This is a genomic window from Clostridium gelidum (genome assembly GCF_019977655.1).
In the GTDB taxonomy this organism is placed as follows: domain Bacteria; phylum Bacillota; class Clostridia; order Clostridiales; family Clostridiaceae; genus Clostridium; species Clostridium gelidum.
This window is the reverse complement of the sequence record NZ_AP024849.1, coordinates 598,901-625,702: the sequence shown is the minus strand read 5'-3', so window position 1 is coordinate 625,702 and position 26,802 is coordinate 598,901. Positions and strand designations below refer to the sequence as shown.

Below are 26,802 nucleotides of genomic sequence, written 5' to 3'. Positions count from 1 at the left end.
TTATACATTTGAACTCTAATAACCATATTTTATATTTTTTACTGCCAACATATTCAATATATTAATTTTTAATTAACAATATATTTATCCAATTCTTCTTGAGTCATAGCATTAACGTCTTTAGTCATATCAAACTCGGTTGATACTTGTCCAAATTTAACTTTAACTAATTCCTCTTCTCTTCCTTTACTATATCTAGCAGCTAGTCTACAGGCAAAAATTAAATCATCATCAGTAGGATTATTGCCTTCTGGTATTATGACCATCGCTCCATTAAAGTTAGCAGTGAAGAACATCATATCTTTATTATTTAACAATTGTTTTATTTGTTCTCCTTCTTCTCCAGTCCTTGATACTACTACTTTAGTCTTATTCTCACTTACAAAATGTCGTCCATACTTTAATAAGTGTATATCTTTTTCTGTAACATCTTCTTTTGCATCTAAAATATCTTTTAATCTAATAGAATAATTAGGTTCTGTTAATTTGCACCCTCCTGCTGGAGATGGGTAGTCCTTTATCCCCCACTTTTCAGCCAATGCCATTTGAGGTTTTCTATTTCTTCCTGAAAGATCTAATAGTTTTTCTCTATCTACTAATCCATCAATTTCCATTTGCGTTTCTTTTATTTTTTTTGCACATAATGGTCTTAAAATTTTATCATTAAATCCAGATTGCTTTTTTACTACATCTAACGCAGATCTATTTTGTGACATAGGTCTTTGATTCAAAACTTCACCTGTAATAATAAAATCCGCGTCAAATTTTTCAAGCAATTCACCTGAATATCTCATCATCATAGAATGACAATCTATACATGGATTCATATTTTTTCCCCACCCATGCTTAGGATCTCTAACCATATCAAAATGTTCCTTAGAAAAGTCTATTACTTCCAATTGTATTCCTATTTGCTTTGTCATTCTTTTCGCATTTTCTTCATCAAAAAAATATGATCTAAAACAAATTCCTATTACCTCTATATCTTGTTCTTTGATTAGCTTAGCTGCTAAGATACTATCTAATCCTCCTGAAATCATAGCTAATGCCCTTGTCATATTGATCCTCCTAGTTAAATAAATTATTGATTATTTCTACTATTTTAAATTTTATTTGTACATCATTTTTATTGTTATTTTTACTATTATCATTTTGTGTATCTAATCCCTCATATTTATTTTCATTAGAATCTAAGTCCATCTCTAAATTTGAGTTATTTTTCCTTGAATTTATTTTGTTTTCTGTTTTATCATACTCTACTTCTGCCTTAGATTCATCCACAAAACATAATGGTGGAAACATTACACACCACCAATTTTTGCCTTGTCCATCTCCTATTATTATTCTAAAAGCTTCATAATTACCTTGAGGTAAAGTTATATTTCCGTAAGACTTATCCGGAAAATTTTCCCTAGATAGTTCAACTTGTATGTCATATTCATAATTATTATCCTTAATTACCTCTTCTGCAAGCTTTTTGACTTCTTGCATTCTATCTTTTATAATTTGTCTAGATTCATCTAATGACTGAGAATTATTTAAATAAGGATATAAATAATCTATAACTTTATTTTTGACTTTTAACTTTAAATTCTGATCCTCTTCATTATCACTATTAGCAATAACATGAAATCTTATTAATGAATCTTTCACCTCATCATAATTGAGAGTTCTAATTCCGTCTTCACTTTTAGTATTATTTTCCAATTCATATAACTTACTCCCAATGTTTTTATCCACACACTCCGGAATGCTTGTACATCCTTGAAATATACCTATGCTAATACATATCAAAACAATAGAAATTACTTTTTTTAATTCTAACATTTTTTTCATAAACAAACCCCCTTGTAGTTAAAATTATTACCACTTGGAGGCCTTTTATACATTTACTTAAAATTAAATTGTTCTTGTTATAAATACATCTTTATATTTCTTCTTCATATTATCATAACACATTTGAGCTGTTAGCATATCATCAAAAAAGGCAAAAACAGTAGGACCACTGCCGCTCATCATGGTTCCAATAGCACCATTTAAACTAACTTCTTCTTTAATATTAGTAATAACTCTATGTTTTTTTAAAGTTACATTTTCTAATAAATTCTTCATATTATTTGCTACAAAATAAATATCATCATTTTCCATACTTTTTATTAATGTTTCTATTCTTGGATGAAAAATTACTTTTGATAAATCAAAGCTTTTATAAACCTGTTTAGTTGATACTCCAAAAGGTGGTTTTATTAAAACCAAGATTTTATTTTTAAATTGTTTCAATTGGGTAATTTGTTCTCCAATACCTTCACACAATGCAGTTCCACCATTTATGCAATATGGGACATCCGCTCCGAGCTTCAATCCTAAAGCTTTTAATTCATTATCATCTGCATTTATGTCAAATAATTTGTTCATAAGTTTCAAAACACCTGCAGCATCCGTACTTCCACCTGCTAATCCAGCTGAAACTGGTATGTTTTTAATTAATTCAATATCAACTCCATCATTAATAGAATAAGTTTCCTTAAATAAGTTTGCTGCTTTGTATGCTAAATTCCTTTCATCTGTAGGAACATAGGGTTTATTACATCTTAACTTTATGCCAGAATTAATTTTTTCAATTTTAATTATGTCATATAAATCTATAGTCTGCATTATCATTCTTAATAAATGATATCCATCATCCCTTTTTCCGACAACATCTAAGGCAATGTTTATTTTTGCATAAGCCTTAATCTTCATTTTCATATATCCTCTCTGTGCATTTTAACAATATTTTATCATAGGTAAAATATCTTGTCTAATTAAGTTATTGAAAAAAGCTTATGCAAATATATTTATTATTTTTAGTTTTGTATATCTTCATCAAATTTAATATGAACTAATCTTATATTTAAAGAAATATAACTTATTACTATACTGTTTTATATTTTTTATCTAAAACATTTCGTGTATTTACTTGTTCTTCTTTTATAACATCTAAGAGTAAATCTAATTTTTCATAAAATACTACGATTATATCATCTTTTTCACTTATTTCAATAGCATATTTTAGCGCTTCTACTTCATCAAGACATATCTTTAAGTTTGCATTTTTATTAGTTTTTAGTATCGCTTTTTCTAACAATTCTGCAATCTCTCCAACTTTTCTACCACGCCTATCCTTATCTTCTTTTATCACTATTTTATCTAAGTTATTAGCACATATCTCTCCAATTGAATATCCCACATCGTTTTTTCTATCGCCAGGTATACCAATTACTCCAATTAAATTATTTATGCCTTTAATCCTTTTTAATGAAGATATTACTGCTTTATATCCTTCAATGTTATGGGCATAATCTAAAATAATTTTTCTATCACCATAATTGTATATATTAAATCTTCCATTATTATATTCATTGTTTAGCTTAAAATCCATAAACCCTTTAGAGATCATGCAATAATCAACTTTTAATGCTATTAATCCCCCGCATGCTGCCATTGCATTTTCAATGTTATATTCCAATTTTCCGTCATAGGATATCGGTAAATCTTTAGTTGAAATAATTTCATATTGTCTGTTTTTATTAATTACACAAATCATATCATTTTCAATAAATATTGCTATTTTACCATTAGATATATTTTCTTGTATTAACTGATTTTCTTTAGATTTTGAAAAATAAATATTTTCAGCTTCAAATCTATTAATTATAGTTTTGCTATATTCATCATCAGCATTTATAACTACAAATCCATTCTTTTTTACAGCTTCTCCAACTAATGCTTTTGTAAAACTTAATTCTTCAATAGAATTAATTCCATCTAACCCCAAATGATCATTTGTTATATTTGTTATAATTGCCACATCTGCAAAGTCATATGCTAGACCTCTTTTTATTAATCCACCTCTAGCAGTCTCTAATACAGCTACATCTACATCCTTATTCATTAATATTGTCTTTGCACTGTTAAACCCCGAATCATCACCTTTATGTATACATTTATCATTTAAATATATACCATCAGTACATGTCATTCCTACGTTATTCCCCATTTTTTTCAGTACATGACTTATTAATCTTGTGGTAGTAGTTTTTCCATTAGTTCCAGTAATAGATACTACAGGTATGTTTTTAGGTTTTTGATCATAAAACATTTCAAGTATTGCTTTTCCCACATTACGTTTTTTACCTTCTGAAGGATAATGATGCATTCTTATTCCAGGTGCGGCATTTATCTCTAATATAACTCCATTACTTTCTTTAATAGGAATGCCTATATTTCTTGTGCAAATATCAACTCCACATATATCTAACCCCAAAGTTTTAGCTGCATTTATACAACAATCTATATTAGCTTCACAAATTTCATCTGTGCAATCTATTGCTATGCCACCAGTTGATATATTCGCATTTTCTCTTAATATTATTTCTTCTCCACTTTTAGGTATATAATCTAAATTAAATTTTCTCTTTGAAAGACATGAAGTCAACTCTGCATCAATTTTGATTTTTGTTAATGCTTTCTCATGATCCTCTCCTCTTAATGAATCTTCGTTAAGAATGTTAATTAGTTTCTTCAAATTATCTCTTCCATTACCAATAACAAAAGGTGGCAGTCTTAAAGATGCTGCTACTACTTTATAATTAACTACGCAAACTCGATAGTCTTTCCCATGAAAATACTTTTCAATAATAATATCCTTTTGATTTTTTCTCAAATTAATATATGATTCAACTAGTTGTTTTTGATTTTTTATATCAAGTATTACTCCTTGACCCTTATTCCCATATTGAGGTTTTAAAACTACTGGGTATCCTATTCTTTCTGCTTCCTGTAATAATCCAATTATATTAAATACCTTATCGCCTTCTGCTACAGGAATACTTTGATTTCGAAGTAACTGTTTTGTTAAAAACTTATCACAAGAAATATCAACACCTACACAACTAGTTTTATTTCCTATAGAAGCTTCTATAACTCTACTCATTTTTCCATATCCTATTTGATATATGTTACTATCTCCAAGTTGCATAACTGGTAGACTATATTCTTTTGCTGCATCACAAATTGCTTTTGTAGTACAACCCATTTGTTCATTTTTTAATATACCTTTTATGATATCAATTCTTCCCTTAAAATTTATTGGAATTTGATGAATTAAAGAATTTATTAAATCAATAGCTACATTTGCAATCTCAATTACAGTATTTTTATATTCATATTGCGCAATAATATAGTATATATTGCCATTAATTTCTCTTGATTTTCCATATGAAACATCTATCCCAAAATTATTTTGTAATGCTATAATTATATGTTCACAGATATGTGCTAAATAAGTCCCTTCTTGTAGTCTCTTTACAAATCCTCCATCTTCATCAATCCCACATCTATGTTTTTTTAATTCTGGTACCATATTCACAAGGTTAAAATTAAAATTAGGTATTTCTTTACTTGGTATTTCAGAATATCCTTCTAAATCAACATCTATTTTTATACACTTTTTATGAGAATAGATATTTTGTCCTTCATATATTCTCTTTTGTATTATCTTCATGACTAAATTTTTCCTCCTCAAAAGGTAACTTTTTTCTAAGATCAAATTTATTTCCATCAGTTAATATATGCAATTTCACATTATGCATGCTTAAAATATCATCACAATGCAATTCTGAAACATTGGTATATGTTATTGCACTTCCATCAATAAAATAAACTGCACCTTCTCCTATCACCTCAATTACTCCAGATTTATTAACTACTATTCCCGTATTTTCATCTATTCCTATTCCTAAAACTTCTGGGTTTTGAGCAATCCCTGTTAATAGCCTTCCTATTCTTCCTCTTTGAGCAAAATGTTGATCAATTATAACATCTTTAATTAGACCTAATCCTGGAGACATTTTTAATGTACATTTTCTTGGTGACTCTTCATCTTTTCCTTGAACTATCATCGTATCACTCATTACAGATGCTCCTGCAGAAGTTCCTACAATAAATGTACCCCTATGGCATGCTTCTTTTAAGGCATCATAAATTGAGGTTCCACCAATTAAACTTGTTATTCTTAATTGATCACCACCTGTGAAAAATATTAACGATGCTTCTTTTATCAGTTCTACGTTTAATTCTTCAAATGCATCAGTTCGCTCGCTAATATCTAATACCTTTATATTCTTGACTTTAAGCTCTTTAAAAACTTCTTTGTACTTAATTGCTGCTTCTTTTGGATATTCAGTTGCAATGGTTGCAATTAATAATATATCTTTATCTTTGTCAATTGAATTACATACTCTATTTAAAATTTCTTTTTTGCCTTCCTTATCTTCGGCACCTCCAATTATTATTAAATTACCACTTAAAATATCTTTCAAATATTATCACCTCATATCATGCATTACATATTCTTTCCACGAAATTAAATTATTATTCAAAAAATTAACCACAAAAAAGAGATGTCTCAAAGTGACTTAAAAGTCATTTTAAAACATCTCATTAAGTAAGACTCCACAAGTGAATATTCAAAAGTAATGCTTCCAAAAGTAAATGTACAAATTTTATATTTGGATACATTAACTTTCTTTTTAGAGCTTTTATATTTTATCAGCATAACTTTCCCTGTGATCATTTTACATTTGGTCAATCTAACTTACTCAGCGAACAAATTGGAGCCTAGTTTCCACAAATCTATACTATCTTAAAAAATTGCTCTTCCTGGAATTATCAATTTTTGTCCTTGTTCAATATGTTCTGAATCTTCAACTTTATTTATTTTAATTAGATCATCAACTGTTGTATTATACTTTTTAGCTAAATTCCAAAAAGTATCTCCTTCTCCCACAACATAAATAGTTATACTTGCCTTTTTCTCTGGCATATCTCCCTCTTCTTCAACTATATCTGAAATGAACTCTTTAGTCATTTCATACAGAACCTTTCCTGATAATATTATAGTTGCTTTAATTGCTATACTATTACCTTCTATTGATGCATCTATACTTTCTAGATTTGCTTTTACTATAGATTTCATATTTTCATCAGCACCAAAAATATCAATCATGGCTGAAAATGGTATTTCAGCTTTAACATTTGATAAATACTTTTCATCATCAGTTGTTTTATATAACACCTCTGCTTTAATGATACCCTCTATAACTACTCTATCTCTCATTACTTGCTTATCAGTTAATATTATAGCCGCATTCGCAGATATAATATGTTCAGGTTTCAAGTCCTTCTCCTTCAACTGAATATTATGCTTAATAATTGATTCAGAGCTATTTGCTCCATGAAGTATACCAACTTCATGTTCATCTTTTTTGAGCCCAATTAAGCATTTATTCGAATATGCATCTTTAATCGTATCTATATTTTCTTTTGAGAATACTTTAACATTTGCTTTAACTATAAATTCATCATTTATAATTCTTACTTCTCCTAAATCATCTTCTTCTAGCATTAAATCATTATTTGATATTTCATAGCAAACTGTTGGAAGCATATCTGATGTAACGCCCTTAACTTCTTCTTCTTTTGATAAATAAATATCATCTTCTAAAGGAATTATGTCTTTAGAGTCATCACCTTTATATAAAATATTTAATTTGCAGTAACAACCAAGATAAATTTTATCATCTGCAATCTTTACTTCTTTTTTGTGTAATTGCAACGAACACTTTAAAATCTTATTTATTTGTGGTTTATCCATTCCAACTCTAATTATACACTTACCCATTAGTTCAACATCTTCATTTGCACTGATTTTATTTATTGTTTCAGTCTTCTTTAAAACTTCTACCTCATCACTACCTTCAATGTCTTTTACAAATTCAAACTCATTACTCTTATAAAGTTCCCAATCTATAGTAATTATGCTCTGGATTGATATTTTCCTTTCATTCATTATTTTAGCTTCAATATGTTCAACATTGCATTGTGCCTCACAAATAACTTTATATTCCCCTTGATTCAAATCAATATTATTTGTAAAATTCTGATTGTAGTTAACTGAATTTGCAATAAGACCATCTTCTCTAGCCAAGTATATTACTGTATATTCAATTTTCCCTTCTAATACTATTTTATCTCCGATTATTTCTTTATTAATTATCATTGGTCTAGCTTCAACAGTTAATATTTCTTGTACATCAGGATGAGTATCTGGAATTAAATATTCTTCTTTTAATACAGTATTAGAATTACTATCCCTAAGTAATTGTTCAAATTGTACATTTTCCTTTATAACATCTATATTTGCCATATTTCATACCTCCATAAAATTCCTATTATTTATTTATATACTTATTGTTGGAACTTTATGATATATATATTTCTATTCGAATATTAATTTTCAGCAAAAATTCTATTAAATTCGCCTAATAATATGCTTATTTATTTATTTATTCATTTTTTCTCATTTTTCTATTGACACATATTATTTTTTGTCGTATTATAGTAATTGGTTATTGACCATATAACCTCTCATAAATTCTCAATACCCTTTTATACCATAGTTGAAAGATGGAAACCCACCATCTTTCTTTTTTATTTATAATTATATAAATAATTTAATTTTCTTATCATATTTTGTACCATAATTATCAATGCTTAGTTATTGATAAAATTCTTGTAGACTTTCTAAAAAATGTTTTCTATTTACACTTACCTAAGTTTTTTGACATTCAATTAAAGGCTTCATCATAAAATATATTATAATTTACTAACTACAAAGAAAAAAACTCCGATAAATCGAAGTTTATATTATAGTTGGAAATACCAATTGTACAGTCTTTGTTAATACATCTGAATAGCTATAAGTCACAGTCCTTTGGGTGTCATCTTTTAATCTTATAACAAAAATACTTGGGTATACACTTTCAATGATACCATCATTAACTAAAATCTTTTTCCTTCCACCATTAGCTTTTAGAGTGACTTTTTGACCTACATGTCTCTCTATGTCGTTCTTAATGGAAGCAATAGTAATAGTTTTAACATTTTCCATATAAACACCCTCTTTCTCATTAAATTATATCATGTGCCCTTATATTTGTCAAGTAAAACAATTATTTTATCATTTCTCTCCCAGTCTTGTCAATGTAAACATTTTTCCAAATACATATTTTTTAAATATTTCATCTTATTATGTGTATTTTTCTAATTATTATTCTATTTTCCATTAATTTTATTTTTTAAATCCATTTTATTGAAAACGTCTATTACTCAATTATTAAATCGCTCACATTTTATTTCAATGTATAGAATATTTCATTATTTATTTTTGTGCTTACTTTTTATTACTTATATAATCTTACCAACTTTGTCTTTACTTATTCTTAATATATTGAAAAACTAAAAAACAGTATAGTGAACGCTTCTTGTGATTCAATACCATAAACCCTTTGATATTTTAATTGGTGTTTGAGATATTAACTTTATATAGTTCATTGCTAATTATTCTTTAATAGTAACCGTAGGTAAATCATCCATGTTAATCTTTCCAGTTATAGGTGATCTAACTACAGCTGCGAAATATTCTGCCATTGCAAGTATTACAAAGTTATTAATATACATGCTGTCAAAATGTATGAAATGTACAAGTGCTACTCCATAAATATTTCCTATTAAAGCCCCAATGGCAAGTAGTGGAATAAATATCCATCCTGGCGCTCCTGATCCAAGACTTACCATAGCGAATAAAAATTTTACAAGAACTACAATCACTAAAATTGTTAATGATTAATAAACCAGTAATAATACCTACTCCTATCCCTTCAAAAACAAGCTTTAATTTAAAGCTATGCCAGTGAAATAATGTAGTTATAGCCATCTACTTATTTGTCATGTTCAAAAATATTTTTTTAGATTATTTAACATATTAAAAAGCCATCTAAGAATAATTAATTATTCTTAGATGACTTCTTGTATAAATAAATTTATTAACTATATATGTTGCAATAAAGTTTTCATATATCTCTTAACCAACATTTTATAAGCAAATTCTAAAATTCTTAAGTTCTTTAGAATATTAGAATTTTAGAATTCCTAATTGTAAAATCATTATTGAAACTTATATAAATGACATTGGCTTTACATCCAATACATTTTTTATTATTTATTTGCATAATATTATCTTCTTGAACTCTATTTTTTTGATTTGCTCATAGACATCTTCATATTTTAAACAAATTATATATTTAAGTCTATGATTTTAAAATGATAGTTTATTCTAAATAAATATTAATAACAACCTCTATTCATCTTACTATTTGCGAGCAGCTGAGATGTACCATTCTTTTCCCATTCCTCTACTTGATCAATAGCTTCTTGAGGATTTTTCCCCAATCCTACAAGTACACCTGACAAAATAAATTCTTGATATAAATGTTCTGGATTAATTCCCGCCTTAGCTTCAGCCATAGCACGATTAACTAATGGAGTAATAAACTTAACCCAATCATCAGGAGTAAATTTAGATTTGTCTTGGATTATACCTTCATTCATTGCTACAGGATTTCTACTATTGTTTACTGTAAGTACACCCACTTTAGGTAAATTCTTAAGTGTAGACATTCCATGACAAGATTTAAACTGAGCTGTTAAGTCTTTACCTGCTGTATTACCATCAAAATGTTTTCCACCCTTCCAAGCTGATACTTTACTCAAATCGTAAACTATACCGTCAATTGCCACATAGGAAGGTTTTCCGTTACTTCCATCATACTGTGCTAATTCTTCTAAAGTAAATTCTTTTTGTTGTCTATAATAATTATCGCCTATAAGTTCATTAATAGTTTTAAAATCAAAATAAGCAGCCATATCTACCTCTTAAATATTTTTATCTATACAGTGTATGACTATAGTAGTGCATAATGTTCAATAATTTGCTTTTTCTAAAAATAGTACTGTTTAGTAATTTTTAAATTTTAACCAATTTATATTTTACATAAATTCTTTTTATATTCACATACTAGTATTAACATTAAACTGCATAAGAATTAGCTCTAACGGAGGTCAAATTAATGAAAAGATTTATTTCTACATGTTATGTTTTTTTATTACTATCATTTAGCATGAATACAATAAAAGTTTTTGCTCTATCTAAAACTTTTACTCAGGGGCTTTATCTAGTTAGAGATGCAGGTTTGGTAACTAATTCTACTTACAAAGTTAGAAACCTTTCTTTTCGTAATCCAGCTGTTCTTATAGTCTTTGATGGAAATAATATGATGCAAGAATTTTTAAGATTAGAAAGTAGATCTCCAGAGTATTTTATTAGGCCTTTAGGTTATGACTATATAATTGTAATTATTGGTGATGCCGAGATTGAATTTTCTTAAAAAATACTTTTACATCTTTTTTCTTAATGTGTTATAAATTTTATTTCTGCCTTTATAAATTTAATCTACTCAAACTCAAACTATGTATCAATATCAATATAATTTATTTTTTACGTCTTTGTATGATTTTATTTGCAAAACTATCCTCTATACAATCTTTAGTTTTAATCAAAGGCGCCCTTCCCGCGTCAGTTTATCTGACCCTATATCTCAAATACCAAAACTCTTCCCCATACACCCAACATCATTAATATCCATAATATAAGCCTTGTGCTTCATAAAAACCTCCATTCATAACAGATATAGCCTGTCCTTTAGCAAATACGTATATAGGACTATCCCTTATATCTATATAACATTACGCTTTATCAAACTACTATATTAGCTATAACTATAATAACGTTAGCTACAAATCCAACTTACTTGCTAGAGAAATTGGAGCGCAGCTCCAATTATATATATTCAAATATCCAAGCCCTTTAGGGTTTGGATATTTTCCTTTCTGTCGAAGGCAACAACAATTAAATGCGAAGTGCAAGCTATGTAAAACTCACTCTTTATAATTAGCACAATTTATGACATAGCTTGTACCTCGCTTCCTTTTAGATGAGAAAAACATTAACTAAAAAAATATATCTTTTTTACACTTTATAAAAATATCATTTAACAAATAATATAACTTCATTTATAAATATTAATTAACAATTGTAAATTCAGAATCTATCTTGTTCAGTTGTATCTTCCAATTTGATGATTTATAAATTTTATAGTCTGTAGTTACAGCCATGCATGAAACACCTTTAACACTGTCTATAATTTCTAACCCCTTGTCTATACCAGATACGAAAACAGTTTTAGTAAGAATATCTGAAAGCATGTTACAATCAGGAATATTACTATCTACAACTATTGTATCACTCATCACTCCATTGTCTGTTGGGTAGCCAGTAGCTGGATTTAATATATGATGGTACCTCTTATCATCTTTCATGAAAAATCTTTCATAATCGCCAGATGTAGAGATTGCTTGTTGTGATAAACTAATTACTCCTAGATAGTCTTGATTGCTATTATTTCTAGGATGCTTAATTCCAACTGACCAAGGTGTACCATCTGATTTCTGACCAAGAGTATATATAGAGCTTCCTCCAAGACTTATAATGGCACTCTTAACGCCATACTTTTCAAAAACCTTTATAACCTCATCTGCAGCAAATTCCTTGGCTATCCCTCCTAAATCTATTGACATACCTTCTTTTAGTAGTTTAACACTATTATCCTCATCATTTATGCTGATATTATTGTATCCCACCAATGGCAATTTAGATTTGATTTCTTCATCTGTAGGCACTCTCTCATTATCAGTACCTATTCCCCAAAGTTTTATAATTGGTCCTATAGTTATGTCAAATGCTCCATTACTTAATTTAGAATACTTAACTGCAGTTTTAAGCATTTTAATAACTTCAGGATGTACATTTGCATACTCCTTACCTGCTGCTTGGTTAATTTTACTTATGTCACTACTTTCTATGGTAGCACTAGCCATTTGTTCAATTTCATCTATTCTTATAAATGCTGCATCTATAGCTTCACTAGCTTTTGGTCCATAAGCTTTTAGCTGTAGAACAGTATCCATCTTTAAGGCTGTTTTATCAATTTCTTTGTTAGTCGTTGAACATCCGGCAAACATGAATATTAACAATAGGCACGTCATCATCATAGATATTTTTTTTATCATCTGCGCCCCTCCTTGATACTTTAAGAAATCTTATATCTTATCTAATTATCTTATTTTTTTAATTCATCAAACCTACATAAAGCATTGCAAACTAATGTTTATATTTATATTTATATTATTAAACCACCAAAAGGTATAAAGTATTTTTCAATACACAATATAATGTACAAGCAAATCTTATTTGTGCCTATATATTGTACAGTTGAGAACTTGTTTGACCTTTTTGTGGAACAATCATAAATAAATGCTTCTAAATTTCATAACCGTAATAATCTGCCAAGATTATCCCCCATTATATTATCTAAATCTTTATCAGATATTATGATTAGATACACCACTTATTTTCGTTACAGTCGCAATAATCTTATTGAAAAAAAATCCTAACTTTTCACTCTTAAATATATCCGACAACATTGGATAAAAGTAATTTTTCTTGCTTTCTGGTTCTCCTGCACATAATACAACCATATCTATCCCATGCAAATCTAAATACTTTATTATGCTTTTCTCACTGCAATATGTACCACAAGCATGTGCATGTCCATCTATGATCATAATTGATGCCACCTACCTTTTAAATGTATTATAGCATATTTTGTAAATATCCTATTGTTCAATTTTCAATAAATTTTAACCTTAGTACTACTAATCTATAACTACCATACTGGGAATAACCTACAGAGTATACCTGCAGGTTATTTTCATTGTCTATTAACCTTTATATCATTTTAAATAAAAACTAGAACATTTAGTTTGAGCATAAATTGTAGATTTTGTTCCCGAAATATTTATGTATTGTAGATTACAAAGTGTATTAGCGTTATTAATACAGTTTCTGACTTCACAAGTAAGATAATCACATTGGTTATCAGCAATTGCATTATTAGTTAGTGTATCATGTAAATTTTTACCTGAAAATGAATCACACCAAGTTCCACTTTTACTTGATACATTTGCACCTCCAATATCAGTTCTGCTAGAATAACAAATACCACTTTTATTATGTGAGCAGTTATTTATATCACAATTAATTTGTTGCATGCAAAACACTCCTTCTAACTACATATAAATTACTTTATAATTCATTCATAAACTTATTTTTTATTTACAGGTATACTAACCTTCATAATATTATTACCTTTTTAAACTATAATTATTTATAACAAAAAGCATATTCCCTATACTAAAAGTATTAGACGTATGCTTTTTATTCTTAAAATAGAGTGAGGGTACTTTTTCAGTATCCTCACTCTATGCTATTCTTTTTTTAATAGTTTTATATGTTTATTATTATCTATAATAATTTACTAATTAGAAATTTGTAAATATTATAATACTATTCATTTTTATAGTATCGAGGTTAATTACATGTTAGGCATACTTCTACATTCATTTGCACATTTTTTACATTCATCTGCACATTTCTTGCAATGTTCCTCTTTAAACATTCCACATTCTTGTGCACATTTATCACAAATAGTAGCACAAAGTTGGCAATGTTCCTTTACAAATTGACCATTCATTGACATAAGTGCTGAAGACATTTGACACATGCATGCACATTCAGCAAGAATACTTATACAGTTCTTTCTTGCTGCAACATCAGATTCATTTAAGCATGCTGTAAAGCATTCATGACATGCTTGAGCACATCTATTGCACTCATCAATACACTTTTGAAATTTATCTGTTGAATTAGTTACTATTCCCATTTATATAGCCTCCTTAAAATTGCTTTATTAGTACATGAATTATTGTGTGCAATAAAGTATTTATTATACAAAACCAATTTTTATTTTTCTCAATTTATCAGTGAAAATGATATATGTTAAAAATCTTATATTAACTTAGAGATAAAATCCTAAAATTAAAAGACACCTTATAAGTGTCTTTTAAGAAATAGAGACTTCTCCGTTTCCAGCTATTACAAGTCTGTAGTTAGGTCCGATAGGTATTAAACTAAATTTTTGTGATTGAGGTTTCAAACGTATAGATTGTTGTAAATTCTGATTTCCATCAAAAATTAGCATAAAAATAGCATTGTTTTGAGAAATATTTTGAATAGCATAAACCCTATCTGGTGAAAAATTTAATTCAGTTGCTTTATAAAAACCTTCTTTTAAAACCTTAGTTTCAGCTACAGACGTTACTATAAGCATATTAAATGATAAAAATAATGAAATTAATAATACACTCGTAAATTTCTTCATTATATATAACCACCTTTCACTTAAAATATCTTTTCAGAAATAACGACTTCTCCATCACCAACTATTAAAATTTTATAGTTAGATTGAAGATGTTGTAAATCGTATTTAGGTGATTGAGGTCTTAATCGTATAGTTTGCATTACAATTTGATTCTCATCAAAAATAAAAACTTGAACCCGCTCAGCAAAGGAAACATTTTGAATAGTATAATCTTTATCTGGAGAAAAATTTAAAGCAGTTACTCTATAAAATCCTTCCTTAAGGGTATTTGTTTGGGCTACAGAGGTTACTATAAGCATATTAAATGACAAAAGCAATGAAATTAGAAATAAAATAGTGCATTTCCTCATTATATAACCACCTCCAATTTTATTTTATCAAATAAGCATAATTTTATACATATGTTTACTTGATAACTTCAAATATATAAAGGCTATGAAAGTGTATAAATTTGAATTAGATAGTATTGAAGTAAAGATAAAATAGTTTAAAAAGTCTAAATATATTTCAAGGATAAGTTGGTTATAAATTTATTGTATACTCTAAAAGAAGCAAGTGCGATTTTTGTTAAAAAAATCTCACTTGCTTCTGATATTGAAAAAATATAAATGTAACTATATAATATTTATTTTAATATCTCACAGCTTCCTGTCATTATTGTTAAAACATCATTTATTCTTGATACCCTATCTTCATTAGTGAGCACAATCAAATAGTCTCCAGGAAAAATGACAGTATCTCCTTTCGGAATTATTTCATCCTCTCCTCGCTTAACGGCTACTAACAAACAACGGGATGGCCATTTAACTTCTTTAATTTGCTTTCCATCTAAATCTGAGCCCATGCAAACTGCAAACTCTAATATAGCCTTATTTTTCTTATTGCCAATAGATGTTTTTTCTCCTTGATTATATAATATCTTTTCAAGTAATGATTCATAAATAGGTTTTGATCCTAAAGCATCTGCTACTATATATGCAACTATAGATACAATTGCCAAAGAAAGTAAATAACTAAATGAACCTGTCATTTCAGTAATTAGAATTGTTCCAGTTATAGGTGCTCTAACTACAGCTGAGAAATATCCTGCCATTGCAAGTATTATAAAATTATTAATATAACTGCTGTCAAAATGTACAAAATGCGCAAGTGTTACTCCATAAACATTCCCTATTAAAGCCCCAATGGCAAGCAATGGAAGAAATATTCCTCCTGGTGCTCCCGATCCAAAACTTACCATAGTGAATAGAAATTTTGCAACAACTACAATCAATAGAATTGTTAATGAGAAATTATTTGTAATTAATGATGTTATAAGTTCATGTCCTCCACCTAAAACTTGTGGTAAATAAATTCCAATAATAATTGAAATCAATAATGGCATTATTATTCTCATTTCTTTTGGTAGCCATTTTTGAGCAACATATAGATTTTGAGTTTTCAAAAGAGTCTTATTAAATATCACTCCTAAAATCCCCAATAAAATTCCTAATAAAATTATATAAAAGTATAAATTAAGTGGTAATGTATTTAGCTTTCCAAGAGTAAAAACTGGTTTTAATCCAAAGAAACCACTAGCTATAAAATCAGCTGATAATGCGGCCGATAATGCTGAAAGTAAAACCAAGGGTGAAAAATTTTTATGAACTTCCTCTAATGCAAACATTACTCCAGCTAAAGGCGCATTAAAGGCAGCAGCTAGTCCTGCACTTGCTCCACTTGTAATAAGATATTTTTCTTCAATCTTAACTCTTTTAAATACTTTACTAAATCCTTGCCCAACTGCTGCACCCAATTGAACTGATGGACCTTCTCTACCTAGTGAAAGACCTGAACCTATTGAAAGAATTCCTCCAATAAATTTACCAAGTATAACTCTCCACCATGTCATATCAAGCTTTCTAAGTAGAACTCCTTCAACTTGGGGAATTCCACTTCCACTAATCATGGGCTCATGTTTAACCATCAGCCCTACAATATATCCTATAATTATTAATGCTCCAATCCAAGGTAGAATAAGTATGGGTTTTATAGATATTATTTTATAAATATCACTTAAGAGAACTCCTGCCTTTTCAAGTGCATATCGATACATTACGATTAATAAACCAGTAATAATACCTACACCTATTCCTTCAAAAACAAGCTTTAACCTAAAGCTATGCCAGTGAAATAATGTATTATAGGTATTGTGTTTGTTTTTGACTTCCATTTTTCTGCCTCCATTATTACTCCAAAACTAATCATTAGTTACACACAAAATATACAAGCATACTTTGCTGTTATTTTTGTGTGACTTATACTTTTTAAAATTTTCTAAATGTGTGTATTTTAATTATATTGATATATATATGTTATCATATATATATCTTGATTTAAATGAAAAAGTAATTGAAACATGTTGTTAATACAAAAAGACTGTAGTAGATTTGCTTTTACACAGTCTATCCACAGTGCTTCAATTTTATATATAATCTCTACTTAAATACTATCACACTAGTTATAATTAATATTCTTCACCCAAATATTCATATCTTCAAACGTGCCACATATATTACAGTTATTAACTAGTCTACCTGTATATTTATAATTATGTTTACTTAACACAATATTAACACCAGGATTTATTGCTCTAGACAAACTATATAAAGTGCGAAATCCCTTCTTTTTAAGATCTACTTCTAAAGAACAAATAATATTCGATAATATACCCTTCCCTCTATAATCAGGATAAGTAGCACAGTCAGTCATTTCTGCATTTAAGTTTTCTTTATCCATATCAGCTGAAGCTATCCCAATTATTTTTCCATCATAAACAGCTACTTTATATAAAACTTTTCCATTCATAGTTTCCTTCAAAAATTCTTCATCATAAACAGGAGACGGATATGTCGAAAATACTGTTGAAAATAGTTTTACCATTTCTTTTATATCATTTTCATTTGCATTTCTTATACAATATTTAGACTTATCACTACGATGTATAAAAGTATCTCTTACAGCTAAACACTCTTTTACTAATAACTCTTTCTTAGTAAAATTACTACAAATTTTTCTGTCGCTAATTATAAAATAAGACATGCAGAACGCATCTTTTCCTTTAAAATAGCCATTGATTTTCCCTTCTAACTCAAATCCTGCTTCTTCAAAAATTATTAAAGATTCACTATCACAGTTGCAAATAATTTTACCTAAATGTTCCTTCGAAGAAAAGTGAATTATTCTTTTTATATTTTGAACTGATATATTATTTAAATCAACTATTTTTACTCGCTTATTAGTATAATCCACATATATTTTAGTGCGATCTATTTGGGTATAATAATTTTTAATTAAACTACATCTATCTGCTCTCATTAAATTCTTCTCTCCTTTTCATTCTAACGTTGCTTCTTGGCGTTAAACAGATTTGGTCATCTCTAAATAGTTTTTCTAAACCCTTATGCTCATCTTTCTTAAATTTATCACATATTCCACACTGTTTACATTCATGGCTTTTATCAGAAGGTTCAGTATAAGTGCAAATTACTCCTTCATAGTTTCTAAGTATTACTTTATCAGGTGATCGTGAAATCAAATACTGAGGGTTAACAGGTATTTTACCACCACCACCAGGAGCATCAATTACAAAAGTAGGTACTGCAAATCCAGAAGTATGACCGCGTAAAAGCTCTATAATTTCTATACCAGTTGAAACTGGTGTTCTAAAATGTTCAATCCCTTCAGATAAATCGCATTGATATATATAATATGGTCTTACTCTATTCATTACTAATTTTTGAACAAGACTTTTCATAATATATGGACAATCATTAATATTCTTCAATAGTACAGACTGATTTCCTAGTGGAATTCCTGCATCAGCAAGCATTTTACAAGCAAGCTCTGACTCTTTTGTCATTTCATTTGGATGGTTGAAATGTGTATTAATCCAAACTGGATGATATTTTTTTATAATATTGCAGAGATTTTCAGTTATTCTTTGTGGCATAACAACTGGAACTCTAGTTCCAATTCTTATAACTTCTACATGACTTATATCCCTTAGTTTTTGTAATATGAACTCAAGTTTTTCATCTGAAACACACAATGCATCACCACCTGATATAAGTACATCTCTTACTTCCTTATGAGCTTTGATGTATTCAATAGCTTTTAAAATATTATTCTTCGATAAAGCCCCATCTTTCTGTCCTGCAAAACGTCTCCTTGTACAATGTCTACAATACATTGAACATTGCTCAGTAATAAGAAGAAGTACTCTATCTGGATACCTGTGTGTGAGTCCGGGGACAGGAGAATCAAAAGTTTCGTGCAATGGATCATTGCTATCACATTCTGATATTTCTGTTTCATGAATAGTTGGAATAGCTTGTCTTCTAATTGGGCAATTGTAGTCATCTGGATCAATTAGTGTTGCATAATAAGGGGTTATTGCCATTTTTAGTTTCTTAAGACTAGCCTTTACTCCATCTTTTTCTTCTTCTGTAAGATTTACAACTTGTTCTAATTGTTCTACTGTGGTAATTCTATTAAGAATTTGCCATTCCCAACTGTTCCACTGATCTTCTGTAACATCTTTCCATAGTGATATATCTTTATAGTTTCTTTTCAATTTAAACACTCCTTTTGTACTGTGATATTATTCAAATAGAAACGAAATATCTGTTCTATATGGCAGGTGATAAATTTATACTACTTAAAAAGCTCTGTAATTTTTCATGCTTTGGGTTATTAAATATTTCATTTGGAGTTCCTATTTCGGCAACATTACCTTCATTTAAAAACACTACTTTATCTGATACTTCATTTGCAAATGCCATCTCATGAGTTACAATAATCATTGTCATTCCCATTTTAGCAAGTTCTTTCATAACCAAAAGTACTTCACCAACAAGTTCTGGATCTAGGGCAGACGTTGGCTCATCAAACAATATAACCTCTGGGTTCATAGCTAATGTTCTGGCAATTGCAACTCTTTGCTTTTGTCCACCTGATAGCATAGCAGGATAAGTGTCTGCTTTCTCTTCTAAACCAACTTTATTTAAAAATTCTCTAGCAATCTCTTCTGCCTTTTCAGATTTCATCTTCTTAATAATTTTAGGTCCACTCATAACATTTTCTAACACTGTCATATTAGGAAAAAGATTAAAATTCTGAAATACCATTCCCACCTTTTTTCTTAGCAAATTAATCTCGTATGGTGTTTTTCCGACAACTTGTCCATCAAATATTATTTCCCCACTATCTTTATTTTCAAGAAAGTTTATACAACGAAGCAAGGTACTTTTCCCAGATCCACTTGACCCTATTATACTAACTACTTCTCCACGTTCTACCTTCAAGTTGACACCTTTAATTACTTCTAGATTATTGAAACTTTTATATAAATCACGTACTTCAATCATTAAAATCACCTCTCATTACGTTTTAATTTGTACTCAATATGCATTAGTAGTTTACTTAATACATACGTTAAAAGCATGTAGAAACAAGCAGCATCGAAATAAATTGGGAAAATAGAATATGTTGCAGCTGCAAATTGTCTTGCTAGCATCATTGTTTCTGAAATAGTTATAACACTTGTAAGTGATGAATCTTTTATTGCCAAAATAAATTGATTTCCAAGTGATGGAACCGCATGTTTAAATGCTTGAGGGGAAATAACATATCTAAATGATTCAAATTTAGTCATTCCAAGGGCATGTGAAGCTTCTTCTTGTCCATAATCAACTGATTTGATTGCTCCACGAAAAATTTCGCTAATATAGGCACCATTATGAAATGCTAACCCAACTACTGCAGTAACAAATCTATTTATAGTAATTCCCATTTGTGGCAACCCATAAAAGATAAAAAATAGCTGTAATAGTAATGGTGTTCCACGAACAACTGCCACATAGAAATCAGTTATTATACATAATATTTTTATTTTAGTCATTTTTAAGAGATTTACAACAATACCCAAAACCATTCCTAAAAGTATTGATAATATAGATAGCTCTAACGTAAGGACTACTCCTGGTAAAAAATTCGGTAAATACTTAATTGCTATGGAAAAAAAACTAACTATTCCATCTTTAGTTTCTAATAAAATTTCTAATATATTCATAAACCTACTCCTCATATAAGGTACATATTGACTTGTTATTTTATTACTACTATTTTGTCAAAATATTAGTACCAAACCAACGGTTACTTATTTCTTGGTACGTTCCATCTTCAATTATCTCTTTCAATGCATTGTTCATTGATTCAAGTAACTCTTTATCCTCTTTACGTACACCAATCCCAATATTTTCTGTATAAAGTAAAGGACCAACAGGTACTAAATTATATTCTTTTGGAGCTTTCAATCCTACAAATCTGCTCGTTACAAGTCCATCTGAACGCCCATTTGCAGTTGCCATAAAGTTTTCAATGTCCCCTTCAAATTGAAGTACTTCTTTAATATTGCTCATACCTTGTAATTCTTTTTGAAAAGTTGTACCAGTAACAACACCTACTTTACCATCTTTTAAATCATTTATAGATTGCAAATTTAAATCCTTCTTTGCAAAAAATTGTGCCCCATCATAGTAATATGGTTCAGTAAAGCTTACTTCTTTTAATCTATCTTCTGTAATAGCCATACTGCCTATAATTGTATCAAATCTCTTACTTTTTAAACCTCCAACTATACCATCCCATTGTGTTGTAATTGCTTCTGCTTTAACTCCCATCTTTTCTGCAATTGCATTTGCAATATCTACATCAAATCCTACTACCTTACCACTTTCATCCATATAATTAAATGGTGGATATGCTCCTGTTAAGGCATATGTAAATTTCCCTTTTTCTTTTATTTGATTCAATGTAGATTTATTTGTCTGTGATCCACATCCTACAAGTGCACTAATCATTAATGCTGACATAAATAATGTTAAAATTCTCTTTTTCATATATTTCCCTCCTAGTGTAATCTCTCGATAACATCGTTATACGTATTATCTCTTCTATTTAATTACCAATTTTTTAAGTTCCAAGTACTTGTCATAAATTTATATATTTTATTAGTGTAGATTTACCTTATCTACTGCTACTATATCTTTCAAATTTTCAGAATTATGTTCATTTTTATTTATATATAAATCTTCTATAACTTTTGACAAATCCAATACATCTCTCATCTCATAAAATCCAGCTTTGTTTTGAATAAACTTTATTGCATGAATTGCACCTGATGCAAAAACTTTTCTTGAAAAGGATTCATGAGAAATTGTAATTCTATCATCTTCCCCAGCAATTAATACCTCATGTTTTCCAACCACACCACCAGCACGTACTGAATTAATTGATATTCCGGCTTCTGGAATATCCTTACCGGCATATAATAAACCACTTTCTATTTCTTTTGCTATCTTTACTGCAGTACCAGACGGACTATCTTTCTTGTTTCTATGATGGATTTCCGAAATTTGAAAATCATAATTATTCAACAGTATAGATGCTAGCTTTGTTAAAATCATAAGTACATTTACTCCTAATGTTATATTAGGTGCATAAACTATTCCCACTTGATTATTATTAGCTAAAGTCTCTATTCTTTTTAAATCCAACACTGAAAAACCTGTAGTTCCAATAACCATATTAACTCCTAGTCTTGATATTATCTCTACATTCTTCAAAGTAGCTTCGGCTTTAGAAAAAGTCAACTACAACATCTGGTCTATATCTTAATATAATCTCCTCTAATTTATTAGTGCCTTCTATTTTAATTCCATTTTTTTTATTTTCAATTACTTCTCCTAAATCCATATGTCTTTTAAGGCTGCCAGGACTACACATAGCCGTTACAATTTTCATACCATCCTGCTCAAATACCATCTTCGCAATTTCTTTTCCTGTCTTTCCAATATCAATTAAACATACTTTTATCATAAAAACTCCTCCTTAAGTGATTTTCTAAAACAATAATAAGCTGCAGAGAAGTCTCTACAGCTTGTTAAGCCTTATTATTCACATATATACCAAAAAAAGTATGATATTAGTATGCCAAAAGAACTTCTCTTCAACGCTTACGAGATTAGCTGACGGATTCGGGTCGAAGAAAATTAACCCTACTTATCATATGATAAGATTCACCCCAAAAATTGGTTCTCCCGCTCAAATTGATTCAGCGTTTTTAATATTTTATTGTTTTGTTATAATTCATATTATCTATAATAACCATATCATTTTAACATATATATGTCAACGTATATATGTTAAAATGATATGTATTTAAACAAACCAAGGATTTCCAATATGCTTATTATTGCATGAGTTATTGAATTTATTAAAAGTAATGTTTTACTAATTTCTCTATATCTAAATATATATTTCTATACATTCCAATAAAGCATATTGACTTGTCATTTTTTTGATTATGCCTAAGTTTATGAAATATATTATGTCGTATATATTGACGCATATATATGTGGATGTTAATATAATTAAAGTTATATTAAATTTCACTAAAATTACAGACTAATTTAGTGATATGATAAGATATACCTACTTTTGTTATTTATTATATATAACTTATAACACTGTTAAATAGCCGTAAGTTATATTTATAAAATCAAAAATTATATATGGAGGTTACTTATGGATGAAATACTTGCTTCAAAAGAACAATTAATATCTAAAATGGATGAATTAATATCAAATAACGAAGGACCTTTTAGTGTTGTGGTTGCTGATATTGATGACTTTAAAAATTTAAATAATTTATATGGAGATTCTGTTGGTGATGAAGTACTAAAAAAACTCATTTCAATTTTAAATAATAATTTATCATCTACAGACATTATTTGTAGAGCTGGTGATGAATTTAATATACTCCTTGTAAAAAAAGGAGCTGAAAGAAGCTTTATGGAATTAGAAGAAATAAGAAGATATTTATCAGATAATACATTTAGCCTATGTGATAATAAAGCAGAGAATATTTATTTTACCTTAAGTTTTGGAGTTGCAAGTTATCCAAGGGATGCTAAAACTGTAGTTGAGCTTTTTCGGGTAGCTGATAGTGCTTTGTTTAGAGCAAAGGATTTGGGAAAAAATAGAATTTGTCTTTCTGAGGCAGAAAGCATGGTTTTGAAATCCAACTATTTTACTAAAACTCAACTCGATAGACTTTCTAGACTTTCCAAGGCAAATGATAGAACTGAAGCATTTCTTCTTAGGGAAGCCCTTGATGATTTATTTAAAAAGTATAGTAGATAAAACTTCTATACTTTCCTCGTTAAAAAAAGCTAATCAAAAATTACTTTTCAATCAGCCTGTTTTAAGTAAACAATAAGGCACATGAAAGAAAATAATAGACCAGCATGCTTGTCTATTATTTTCTTTTATGTGCCTAAATTTAATATTATCTAATAAACAATACTCGAAATATTGAAAGAATACTGATCTTTTAAAATCATAAACATTCTGTCATGTTCTTTACTCCAACAATTATCAACATAATCGCAGTTATTGCAATTCCAGCAATAAATTGCACCAAATTTCTCAATAACATTTTTATTGTTATTGAAATTTTTAGTCACATCCTTAATCATTTCTGATGGATAAAACTGTTCTAATAATTTAATATCTGTGGCACTGATATTTTCTTTTTTATATTTTGACTATTTAGATTATATATTAATTAAGTAATTTCCTCATTGCTTATATTGTCAATATCTCTTAAATATTTTTTCATTTTAATGTAGCTACTATAATTGTCAAGAGCTTCAACATCATGAATAGTCTCAACTTCACTAAATCCTGGCACAATTACATGATAGCTTGAAAATCCTAAAAATGATACATCTCTGATAAATATAGAATAATCATCTCTTTTTAATATATTTAATAAATATTCTAACATATCTGAATTGCTATCACCATTTACGTTGTTAAATCCTGTGAATTCATATGCAATTGACATCGCATTCCGTTTAATTTAGGCTATGTTAATGAATAGTGTTGATAATATAGTATATAATAATGGAACTCCTTTTCAAGAGTTCCATTATTTCACGATTAATGAAGTTTGCGAATTAACTACTAAACATACAATAATTAATATTTACAGGGGAGTATTACCTTCAAATTACGTTAATAGATTGTCCAACCTTTTTTTAATAAAATTGTTATATGCAACTTATTATAAAATATTGCTAATATAATATTAAATAAAATAATATGAATAGTACCTTTATAAAAATAAAGATACTTAATAATACTTCTATTATATGTAATAATAGAAATATACTAAATTCTATATAATCTTTATAATCCTTCCTTAATAACAGAGCATAATAAGATATTAGTAAAATGTCTATTGAAAATCCTGTATCACATTTAACAATTTCATTTTCTCTTCTTAACTCCATAATTTCACACTCTTTTCTTATATATTTTAGTGGGTTATAGATGAACATATAATTCTCAACAATTTACAAATATTCATTGCTCCAAATTATTTTAGTAAACACTTAAAGAAAAATACAAAGCAATTATTAATAGACAGTATTGATATCACTTAATATTACATCATCCCCCACCGCCAGATACTAAAGCAAGATATCTATCACCATCCAAATGCAAATAAACTACTTTTCCGTTTCCAATAAAGTCTTTCTCTTTACTATAAATTCTTTTACCTGTAAATCTATCAATATTTCTGGAAACCTCATATTTGGGTTTTTCATAATCTGTTAACATTACAATTATCCCAATATCATAGCTATATATAAATTGCTTCTCTAAATCTAAAGTCCTTTAATTTTGTATCAGAATGACATGTATGAAATTGTATTAACAAATTTTTACTTTTAACAGTATCTTTCTCTGTATTAAAGACTTCTAACCATTTAAACCAATACATATAATTAGCAAGATATTTAGTTGCAACACCATTAAAATTATCCATCCATTTCTTTAGTTTGCTATGAAATGCGTTAATGTGTTGTATATGATATATACCTTCCTTATGTTTACCACGCTTGATTTGTTGTAATTCAATACCTAAATTTTGTGCAAACTTAATATAACTCTTATGCGAGTCTGTACAGAAAATTGCTTCGTCATCAATTCTATCTCTAAAAAGCCTTTCTAAATCTGTATGTTTCATTCTTCCTTTACACAAAAGTTCAGTAACAACATTTCCAACTCTATCTATAACACACACACTTGCTCATTTTAAATACCTCTTTTTCTCTTTTCGGTTTTGCTTCTTTGGCTACCTTTAACACCACTTTTCATTACTATTATAACTGTGGTACCATCTGTTCCACCAAGAACTGATTCAGTATTAAAAGCACTTGAGCTAATATGCCTAAAATCTTTATTATCAAAATGAGTGTAAGGCACAATCAAAAAAATAACAAGTCCATTTGCCAGCCTATTTTCCATCATGCTGTGTCGGCAAATTGCCATAATAGGCCCGCTATGAGGGCAATTTATCTCCTTGCCTAATGAAAAATATTCATGGCAACTTTGGACTTGTTATTTATTT

27 protein-coding genes, 2 pseudogenes and 1 riboswitch are annotated in these 26,802 nt (G+C 28.5%); of the genes and pseudogenes, 2 read left to right on the top strand and 27 right to left on the bottom strand.

The features are described from left to right. Positions 1–68 precede the first annotated feature (68 nt). The 9 genes from psyc5s11_RS02975 to psyc5s11_RS02935 all read right to left on the bottom strand — a co-directional run bounded on the left by psyc5s11_RS02975 (position 69) and on the right by psyc5s11_RS02935 (position 10,806). Positions 69–1,058 carry a tRNA 4-thiouridine(8) synthase ThiI gene (locus psyc5s11_RS02975; RefSeq protein WP_224036157.1) on the bottom strand — a complete coding sequence of 330 codons (990 nt, stop codon included), beginning with the start codon at positions 1,056–1,058 and terminating at the stop codon, positions 69–71. A gap of 10 nt (positions 1,059–1,068) precedes the next feature. Beyond that, a complete protein-coding gene (gene spoIIR / locus psyc5s11_RS02970; protein WP_224036156.1) occupies positions 1,069–1,836 on the bottom strand; it encodes a stage II sporulation protein R in 768 nt (255 codons plus the stop codon). Positions 1,837–1,899: 63 nt separating this feature from the next. After that, complete coding sequence (gene ispE / locus psyc5s11_RS02965) at positions 1,900–2,742, bottom strand: 4-(cytidine 5'-diphospho)-2-C-methyl-D-erythritol kinase (protein ID WP_224038116.1); 843 nt, start codon at positions 2,740–2,742, stop codon at positions 1,900–1,902. Positions 2,743–2,914: 172 nt separating this feature from the next. Next, the gene (gene cphA / locus psyc5s11_RS02960; RefSeq protein WP_224036155.1) at positions 2,915–5,545 is read right to left on the bottom strand and encodes a cyanophycin synthetase; all 2,631 of its coding nucleotides are present in this window, start codon (positions 5,543–5,545) and stop codon (positions 2,915–2,917) included. After that, positions 5,517–6,362: a cyanophycinase gene (locus psyc5s11_RS02955; RefSeq protein ID WP_224036154.1), complete on the bottom strand. Its 846-nt coding sequence runs from the start codon at positions 6,360–6,362 to the stop codon at positions 5,517–5,519. The genes cphA and psyc5s11_RS02955 overlap by 29 nt, the downstream gene beginning before the upstream one ends. 323 nt (positions 6,363–6,685) lie before the next feature. Then, complete coding sequence (locus tag psyc5s11_RS02950) at positions 6,686–8,248, bottom strand: DUF3794 and LysM peptidoglycan-binding domain-containing protein (RefSeq protein WP_224036153.1); 1,563 nt, start codon at positions 8,246–8,248, stop codon at positions 6,686–6,688. Between the two features lie 495 nt (positions 8,249–8,743). Further along, complete coding sequence (locus psyc5s11_RS02945; protein ID WP_224036152.1) at positions 8,744–8,992, bottom strand: Veg family protein; 249 nt, start codon at positions 8,990–8,992, stop codon at positions 8,744–8,746. 449 nt (positions 8,993–9,441) lie between these two features. Then, complete coding sequence (locus psyc5s11_RS02940) at positions 9,442–9,711, bottom strand: chloride channel protein (protein ID WP_224036151.1); 270 nt, start codon at positions 9,709–9,711, stop codon at positions 9,442–9,444. A 516-nt stretch (positions 9,712–10,227) separates the two neighbouring features. Then, positions 10,228–10,806, bottom strand: a complete 579-nt coding sequence (locus tag psyc5s11_RS02935; RefSeq protein ID WP_224036150.1) for a cytochrome b5 domain-containing protein — start codon at positions 10,804–10,806, stop codon at positions 10,228–10,230. A 203-nt stretch (positions 10,807–11,009) separates the two neighbouring features. Between psyc5s11_RS02935 and psyc5s11_RS02930 the strand changes: the two genes are divergently transcribed. Beyond that, positions 11,010–11,327, top strand: coding sequence for a hypothetical protein (locus psyc5s11_RS02930; protein WP_224036149.1), 318 nt, complete (start codon positions 11,010–11,012; stop codon positions 11,325–11,327). A 694-nt stretch (positions 11,328–12,021) separates the two neighbouring features. Here the strand turns inward: psyc5s11_RS02930 and psyc5s11_RS02925 are convergent. The 13 genes and pseudogenes from psyc5s11_RS02925 to dapB form a co-directional block, all read right to left on the bottom strand. Then, complete coding sequence (locus psyc5s11_RS02925) at positions 12,022–13,068, bottom strand: FAD:protein FMN transferase (protein ID WP_224036148.1); 1,047 nt, start codon at positions 13,066–13,068, stop codon at positions 12,022–12,024. Positions 13,069–13,380: 312 nt separating this feature from the next. After that, entirely contained in the window at positions 13,381–13,623 is a 243-nt protein-coding gene (locus psyc5s11_RS02920; RefSeq protein ID WP_224036147.1) for a hypothetical protein, read from the bottom strand. A 168-nt stretch (positions 13,624–13,791) separates the two neighbouring features. Then, positions 13,792–14,109, bottom strand: a complete 318-nt coding sequence (locus psyc5s11_RS02915; RefSeq protein ID WP_224036146.1) for a DUF1540 domain-containing protein — start codon at positions 14,107–14,109, stop codon at positions 13,792–13,794. A 323-nt stretch (positions 14,110–14,432) separates the two neighbouring features. After that, the gene (locus psyc5s11_RS02910) at positions 14,433–14,780 is read right to left on the bottom strand and encodes a four-helix bundle copper-binding protein (protein WP_224036145.1); all 348 of its coding nucleotides are present in this window, start codon (positions 14,778–14,780) and stop codon (positions 14,433–14,435) included. A 180-nt stretch (positions 14,781–14,960) separates the two neighbouring features. Further along, positions 14,961–15,278: a hypothetical protein gene (locus tag psyc5s11_RS02905; RefSeq protein WP_224036144.1), complete on the bottom strand. Its 318-nt coding sequence runs from the start codon at positions 15,276–15,278 to the stop codon at positions 14,961–14,963. Positions 15,279–15,298: 20 nt separating this feature from the next. Next, positions 15,299–15,628 carry a hypothetical protein gene (locus psyc5s11_RS02900; RefSeq protein ID WP_224036143.1) on the bottom strand — a complete coding sequence of 110 codons (330 nt, stop codon included), beginning with the start codon at positions 15,626–15,628 and terminating at the stop codon, positions 15,299–15,301. 275 nt (positions 15,629–15,903) lie between these two features. Then, positions 15,904–17,490: a H(+)/Cl(-) exchange transporter ClcA gene (gene clcA, locus psyc5s11_RS02895; RefSeq protein ID WP_224036142.1), complete on the bottom strand. Its 1,587-nt coding sequence runs from the start codon at positions 17,488–17,490 to the stop codon at positions 15,904–15,906. Between the two features lie 284 nt (positions 17,491–17,774). Next, complete coding sequence (gene ablB, locus psyc5s11_RS02890; RefSeq protein ID WP_224036141.1) at positions 17,775–18,635, bottom strand: putative beta-lysine N-acetyltransferase; 861 nt, start codon at positions 18,633–18,635, stop codon at positions 17,775–17,777. Continuing rightward, positions 18,622–19,893, bottom strand: coding sequence for a lysine 2,3-aminomutase (gene kamA, locus psyc5s11_RS02885; protein ID WP_224036140.1), 1,272 nt, complete (start codon positions 19,891–19,893; stop codon positions 18,622–18,624). The genes ablB and kamA overlap by 14 nt, the downstream gene beginning before the upstream one ends. 55 nt (positions 19,894–19,948) lie before the next feature. Continuing rightward, on the bottom strand, positions 19,949–20,686 hold the full coding sequence (locus tag psyc5s11_RS02880; RefSeq protein ID WP_224036139.1) for an amino acid ABC transporter ATP-binding protein: 738 nt from the start codon (positions 20,684–20,686) through the stop codon (positions 19,949–19,951). A 5-nt stretch (positions 20,687–20,691) separates the two neighbouring features. Next, the gene (locus psyc5s11_RS02875) at positions 20,692–21,390 is read right to left on the bottom strand and encodes an amino acid ABC transporter permease (protein ID WP_224036138.1); all 699 of its coding nucleotides are present in this window, start codon (positions 21,388–21,390) and stop codon (positions 20,692–20,694) included. Between the two features lie 49 nt (positions 21,391–21,439). Beyond that, complete coding sequence (locus tag psyc5s11_RS02870; protein ID WP_224036137.1) at positions 21,440–22,219, bottom strand: ABC transporter substrate-binding protein; 780 nt, start codon at positions 22,217–22,219, stop codon at positions 21,440–21,442. 111 nt (positions 22,220–22,330) lie between these two features. Next, positions 22,331–23,198: pseudogene (gene dapB, locus psyc5s11_RS02865) on the bottom strand (4-hydroxy-tetrahydrodipicolinate reductase). A gap of 119 nt (positions 23,199–23,317) precedes the next feature. Next, positions 23,318–23,449: riboswitch (cyclic di-AMP (ydaO/yuaA leader) on the bottom strand. A 457-nt stretch (positions 23,450–23,906) separates the two neighbouring features. On the opposite strand from dapB, the gene psyc5s11_RS02860 reads away from it, so the two are divergent. Further along, the gene (locus psyc5s11_RS02860; RefSeq protein WP_224036136.1) at positions 23,907–24,524 is read left to right on the top strand and encodes a GGDEF domain-containing protein; all 618 of its coding nucleotides are present in this window, start codon (positions 23,907–23,909) and stop codon (positions 24,522–24,524) included. A gap of 149 nt (positions 24,525–24,673) precedes the next feature. Here psyc5s11_RS02860 and psyc5s11_RS02855 read toward each other — a convergent pair whose 3' ends face one another. The 5 genes and pseudogenes from psyc5s11_RS02855 to psyc5s11_RS02835 all read right to left on the bottom strand — a co-directional run bounded on the left by psyc5s11_RS02855 (position 24,674) and on the right by psyc5s11_RS02835 (position 26,723). Next, positions 24,674–24,859, bottom strand: a complete 186-nt coding sequence (locus tag psyc5s11_RS02855; RefSeq protein ID WP_224036135.1) for a hypothetical protein — start codon at positions 24,857–24,859, stop codon at positions 24,674–24,676. 89 nt (positions 24,860–24,948) lie between these two features. After that, positions 24,949–25,230: a YcaO-like family protein gene (locus tag psyc5s11_RS02850; protein ID WP_224036134.1), complete on the bottom strand. Its 282-nt coding sequence runs from the start codon at positions 25,228–25,230 to the stop codon at positions 24,949–24,951. Between the two features lie 608 nt (positions 25,231–25,838). After that, positions 25,839–26,009: a hypothetical protein gene (locus psyc5s11_RS02845; RefSeq protein ID WP_224036133.1), complete on the bottom strand. Its 171-nt coding sequence runs from the start codon at positions 26,007–26,009 to the stop codon at positions 25,839–25,841. Positions 26,010–26,031: 22 nt separating this feature from the next. Further along, a pseudogene (locus tag psyc5s11_RS02840) lies at positions 26,032–26,475 on the bottom strand (IS1595 family transposase); the annotation flags it as partial. Positions 26,476–26,486: 11 nt separating this feature from the next. After that, complete coding sequence (locus tag psyc5s11_RS02835; RefSeq protein ID WP_224038283.1) at positions 26,487–26,723, bottom strand: hypothetical protein; 237 nt, start codon at positions 26,721–26,723, stop codon at positions 26,487–26,489. Between the last annotated feature and the right edge of the window lie 79 nt (positions 26,724–26,802).

Excerpts from the sequence above, each read along its gene's own strand:
- psyc5s11_RS02860 (WP_224036136.1), top strand. The coding sequence starts at position 23,907 with ATGGATGAAATACTTGCTTCAAAAGAACAATTAATATCTAAAATGGAT.
- clcA (WP_224036142.1), bottom strand. The coding sequence starts at position 17,490 with ATGGAAGTCAAAAACAAACACAATACCTATAATACATTATTTCACTGG.
- ablB (WP_224036141.1), bottom strand. The coding sequence starts at position 18,635 with ATGAGAGCAGATAGATGTAGTTTAATTAAAAATTATTATACCCAAATA.
- psyc5s11_RS02905 (WP_224036144.1), bottom strand. The coding sequence starts at position 15,278 with ATGAAGAAATTTACGAGTGTATTATTAATTTCATTATTTTTATCATTT.
- psyc5s11_RS02855 (WP_224036135.1), bottom strand. The coding sequence starts at position 24,859 with ATGATTAAGGATGTGACTAAAAATTTCAATAACAATAAAAATGTTATT.
- psyc5s11_RS02845 (WP_224036133.1), bottom strand. The coding sequence starts at position 26,009 with ATGTTAACAGATTATGAAAAACCCAAATATGAGGTTTCCAGAAATATT.
- cphA (WP_224036155.1), bottom strand. The coding sequence starts at position 5,545 with ATGAAGATAATACAAAAGAGAATATATGAAGGACAAAATATCTATTCT.
- psyc5s11_RS02875 (WP_224036138.1), bottom strand. The coding sequence starts at position 21,390 with ATGAATATATTAGAAATTTTATTAGAAACTAAAGATGGAATAGTTAGT.
- psyc5s11_RS02975 (WP_224036157.1), bottom strand. The coding sequence starts at position 1,058 with ATGACAAGGGCATTAGCTATGATTTCAGGAGGATTAGATAGTATCTTA.
- ispE (WP_224038116.1), bottom strand. The coding sequence starts at position 2,742 with ATGAAGATTAAGGCTTATGCAAAAATAAACATTGCCTTAGATGTTGTC.
- psyc5s11_RS02935 (WP_224036150.1), bottom strand. The coding sequence starts at position 10,806 with ATGGCTGCTTATTTTGATTTTAAAACTATTAATGAACTTATAGGCGAT.
- psyc5s11_RS02910 (WP_224036145.1), bottom strand. The coding sequence starts at position 14,780 with ATGGGAATAGTAACTAATTCAACAGATAAATTTCAAAAGTGTATTGAT.
- psyc5s11_RS02900 (WP_224036143.1), bottom strand. The coding sequence starts at position 15,628 with ATGAGGAAATGCACTATTTTATTTCTAATTTCATTGCTTTTGTCATTT.
- psyc5s11_RS02850 (WP_224036134.1), bottom strand. The coding sequence starts at position 25,230 with ATGTCAATTGCATATGAATTCACAGGATTTAACAACGTAAATGGTGAT.
- psyc5s11_RS02925 (WP_224036148.1), bottom strand. The coding sequence starts at position 13,068 with ATGATAAAAAAAATATCTATGATGATGACGTGCCTATTGTTAATATTC.
- psyc5s11_RS02950 (WP_224036153.1), bottom strand. The coding sequence starts at position 8,248 with ATGGCAAATATAGATGTTATAAAGGAAAATGTACAATTTGAACAATTA.
- psyc5s11_RS02835 (WP_224038283.1), bottom strand. The coding sequence starts at position 26,723 with ATGGCAATTTGCCGACACAGCATGATGGAAAATAGGCTGGCAAATGGA.
- psyc5s11_RS02880 (WP_224036139.1), bottom strand. The coding sequence starts at position 20,686 with ATGATTGAAGTACGTGATTTATATAAAAGTTTCAATAATCTAGAAGTA.
- psyc5s11_RS02915 (WP_224036146.1), bottom strand. The coding sequence starts at position 14,109 with ATGCAACAAATTAATTGTGATATAAATAACTGCTCACATAATAAAAGT.
- psyc5s11_RS02920 (WP_224036147.1), bottom strand. The coding sequence starts at position 13,623 with ATGATCATAGATGGACATGCACATGCTTGTGGTACATATTGCAGTGAG.
- psyc5s11_RS02930 (WP_224036149.1), top strand. The coding sequence starts at position 11,010 with ATGAAAAGATTTATTTCTACATGTTATGTTTTTTTATTACTATCATTT.
- psyc5s11_RS02945 (WP_224036152.1), bottom strand. The coding sequence starts at position 8,992 with ATGGAAAATGTTAAAACTATTACTATTGCTTCCATTAAGAACGACATA.
- spoIIR (WP_224036156.1), bottom strand. The coding sequence starts at position 1,836 with ATGAAAAAAATGTTAGAATTAAAAAAAGTAATTTCTATTGTTTTGATA.
- psyc5s11_RS02870 (WP_224036137.1), bottom strand. The coding sequence starts at position 22,219 with ATGAAAAAGAGAATTTTAACATTATTTATGTCAGCATTAATGATTAGT.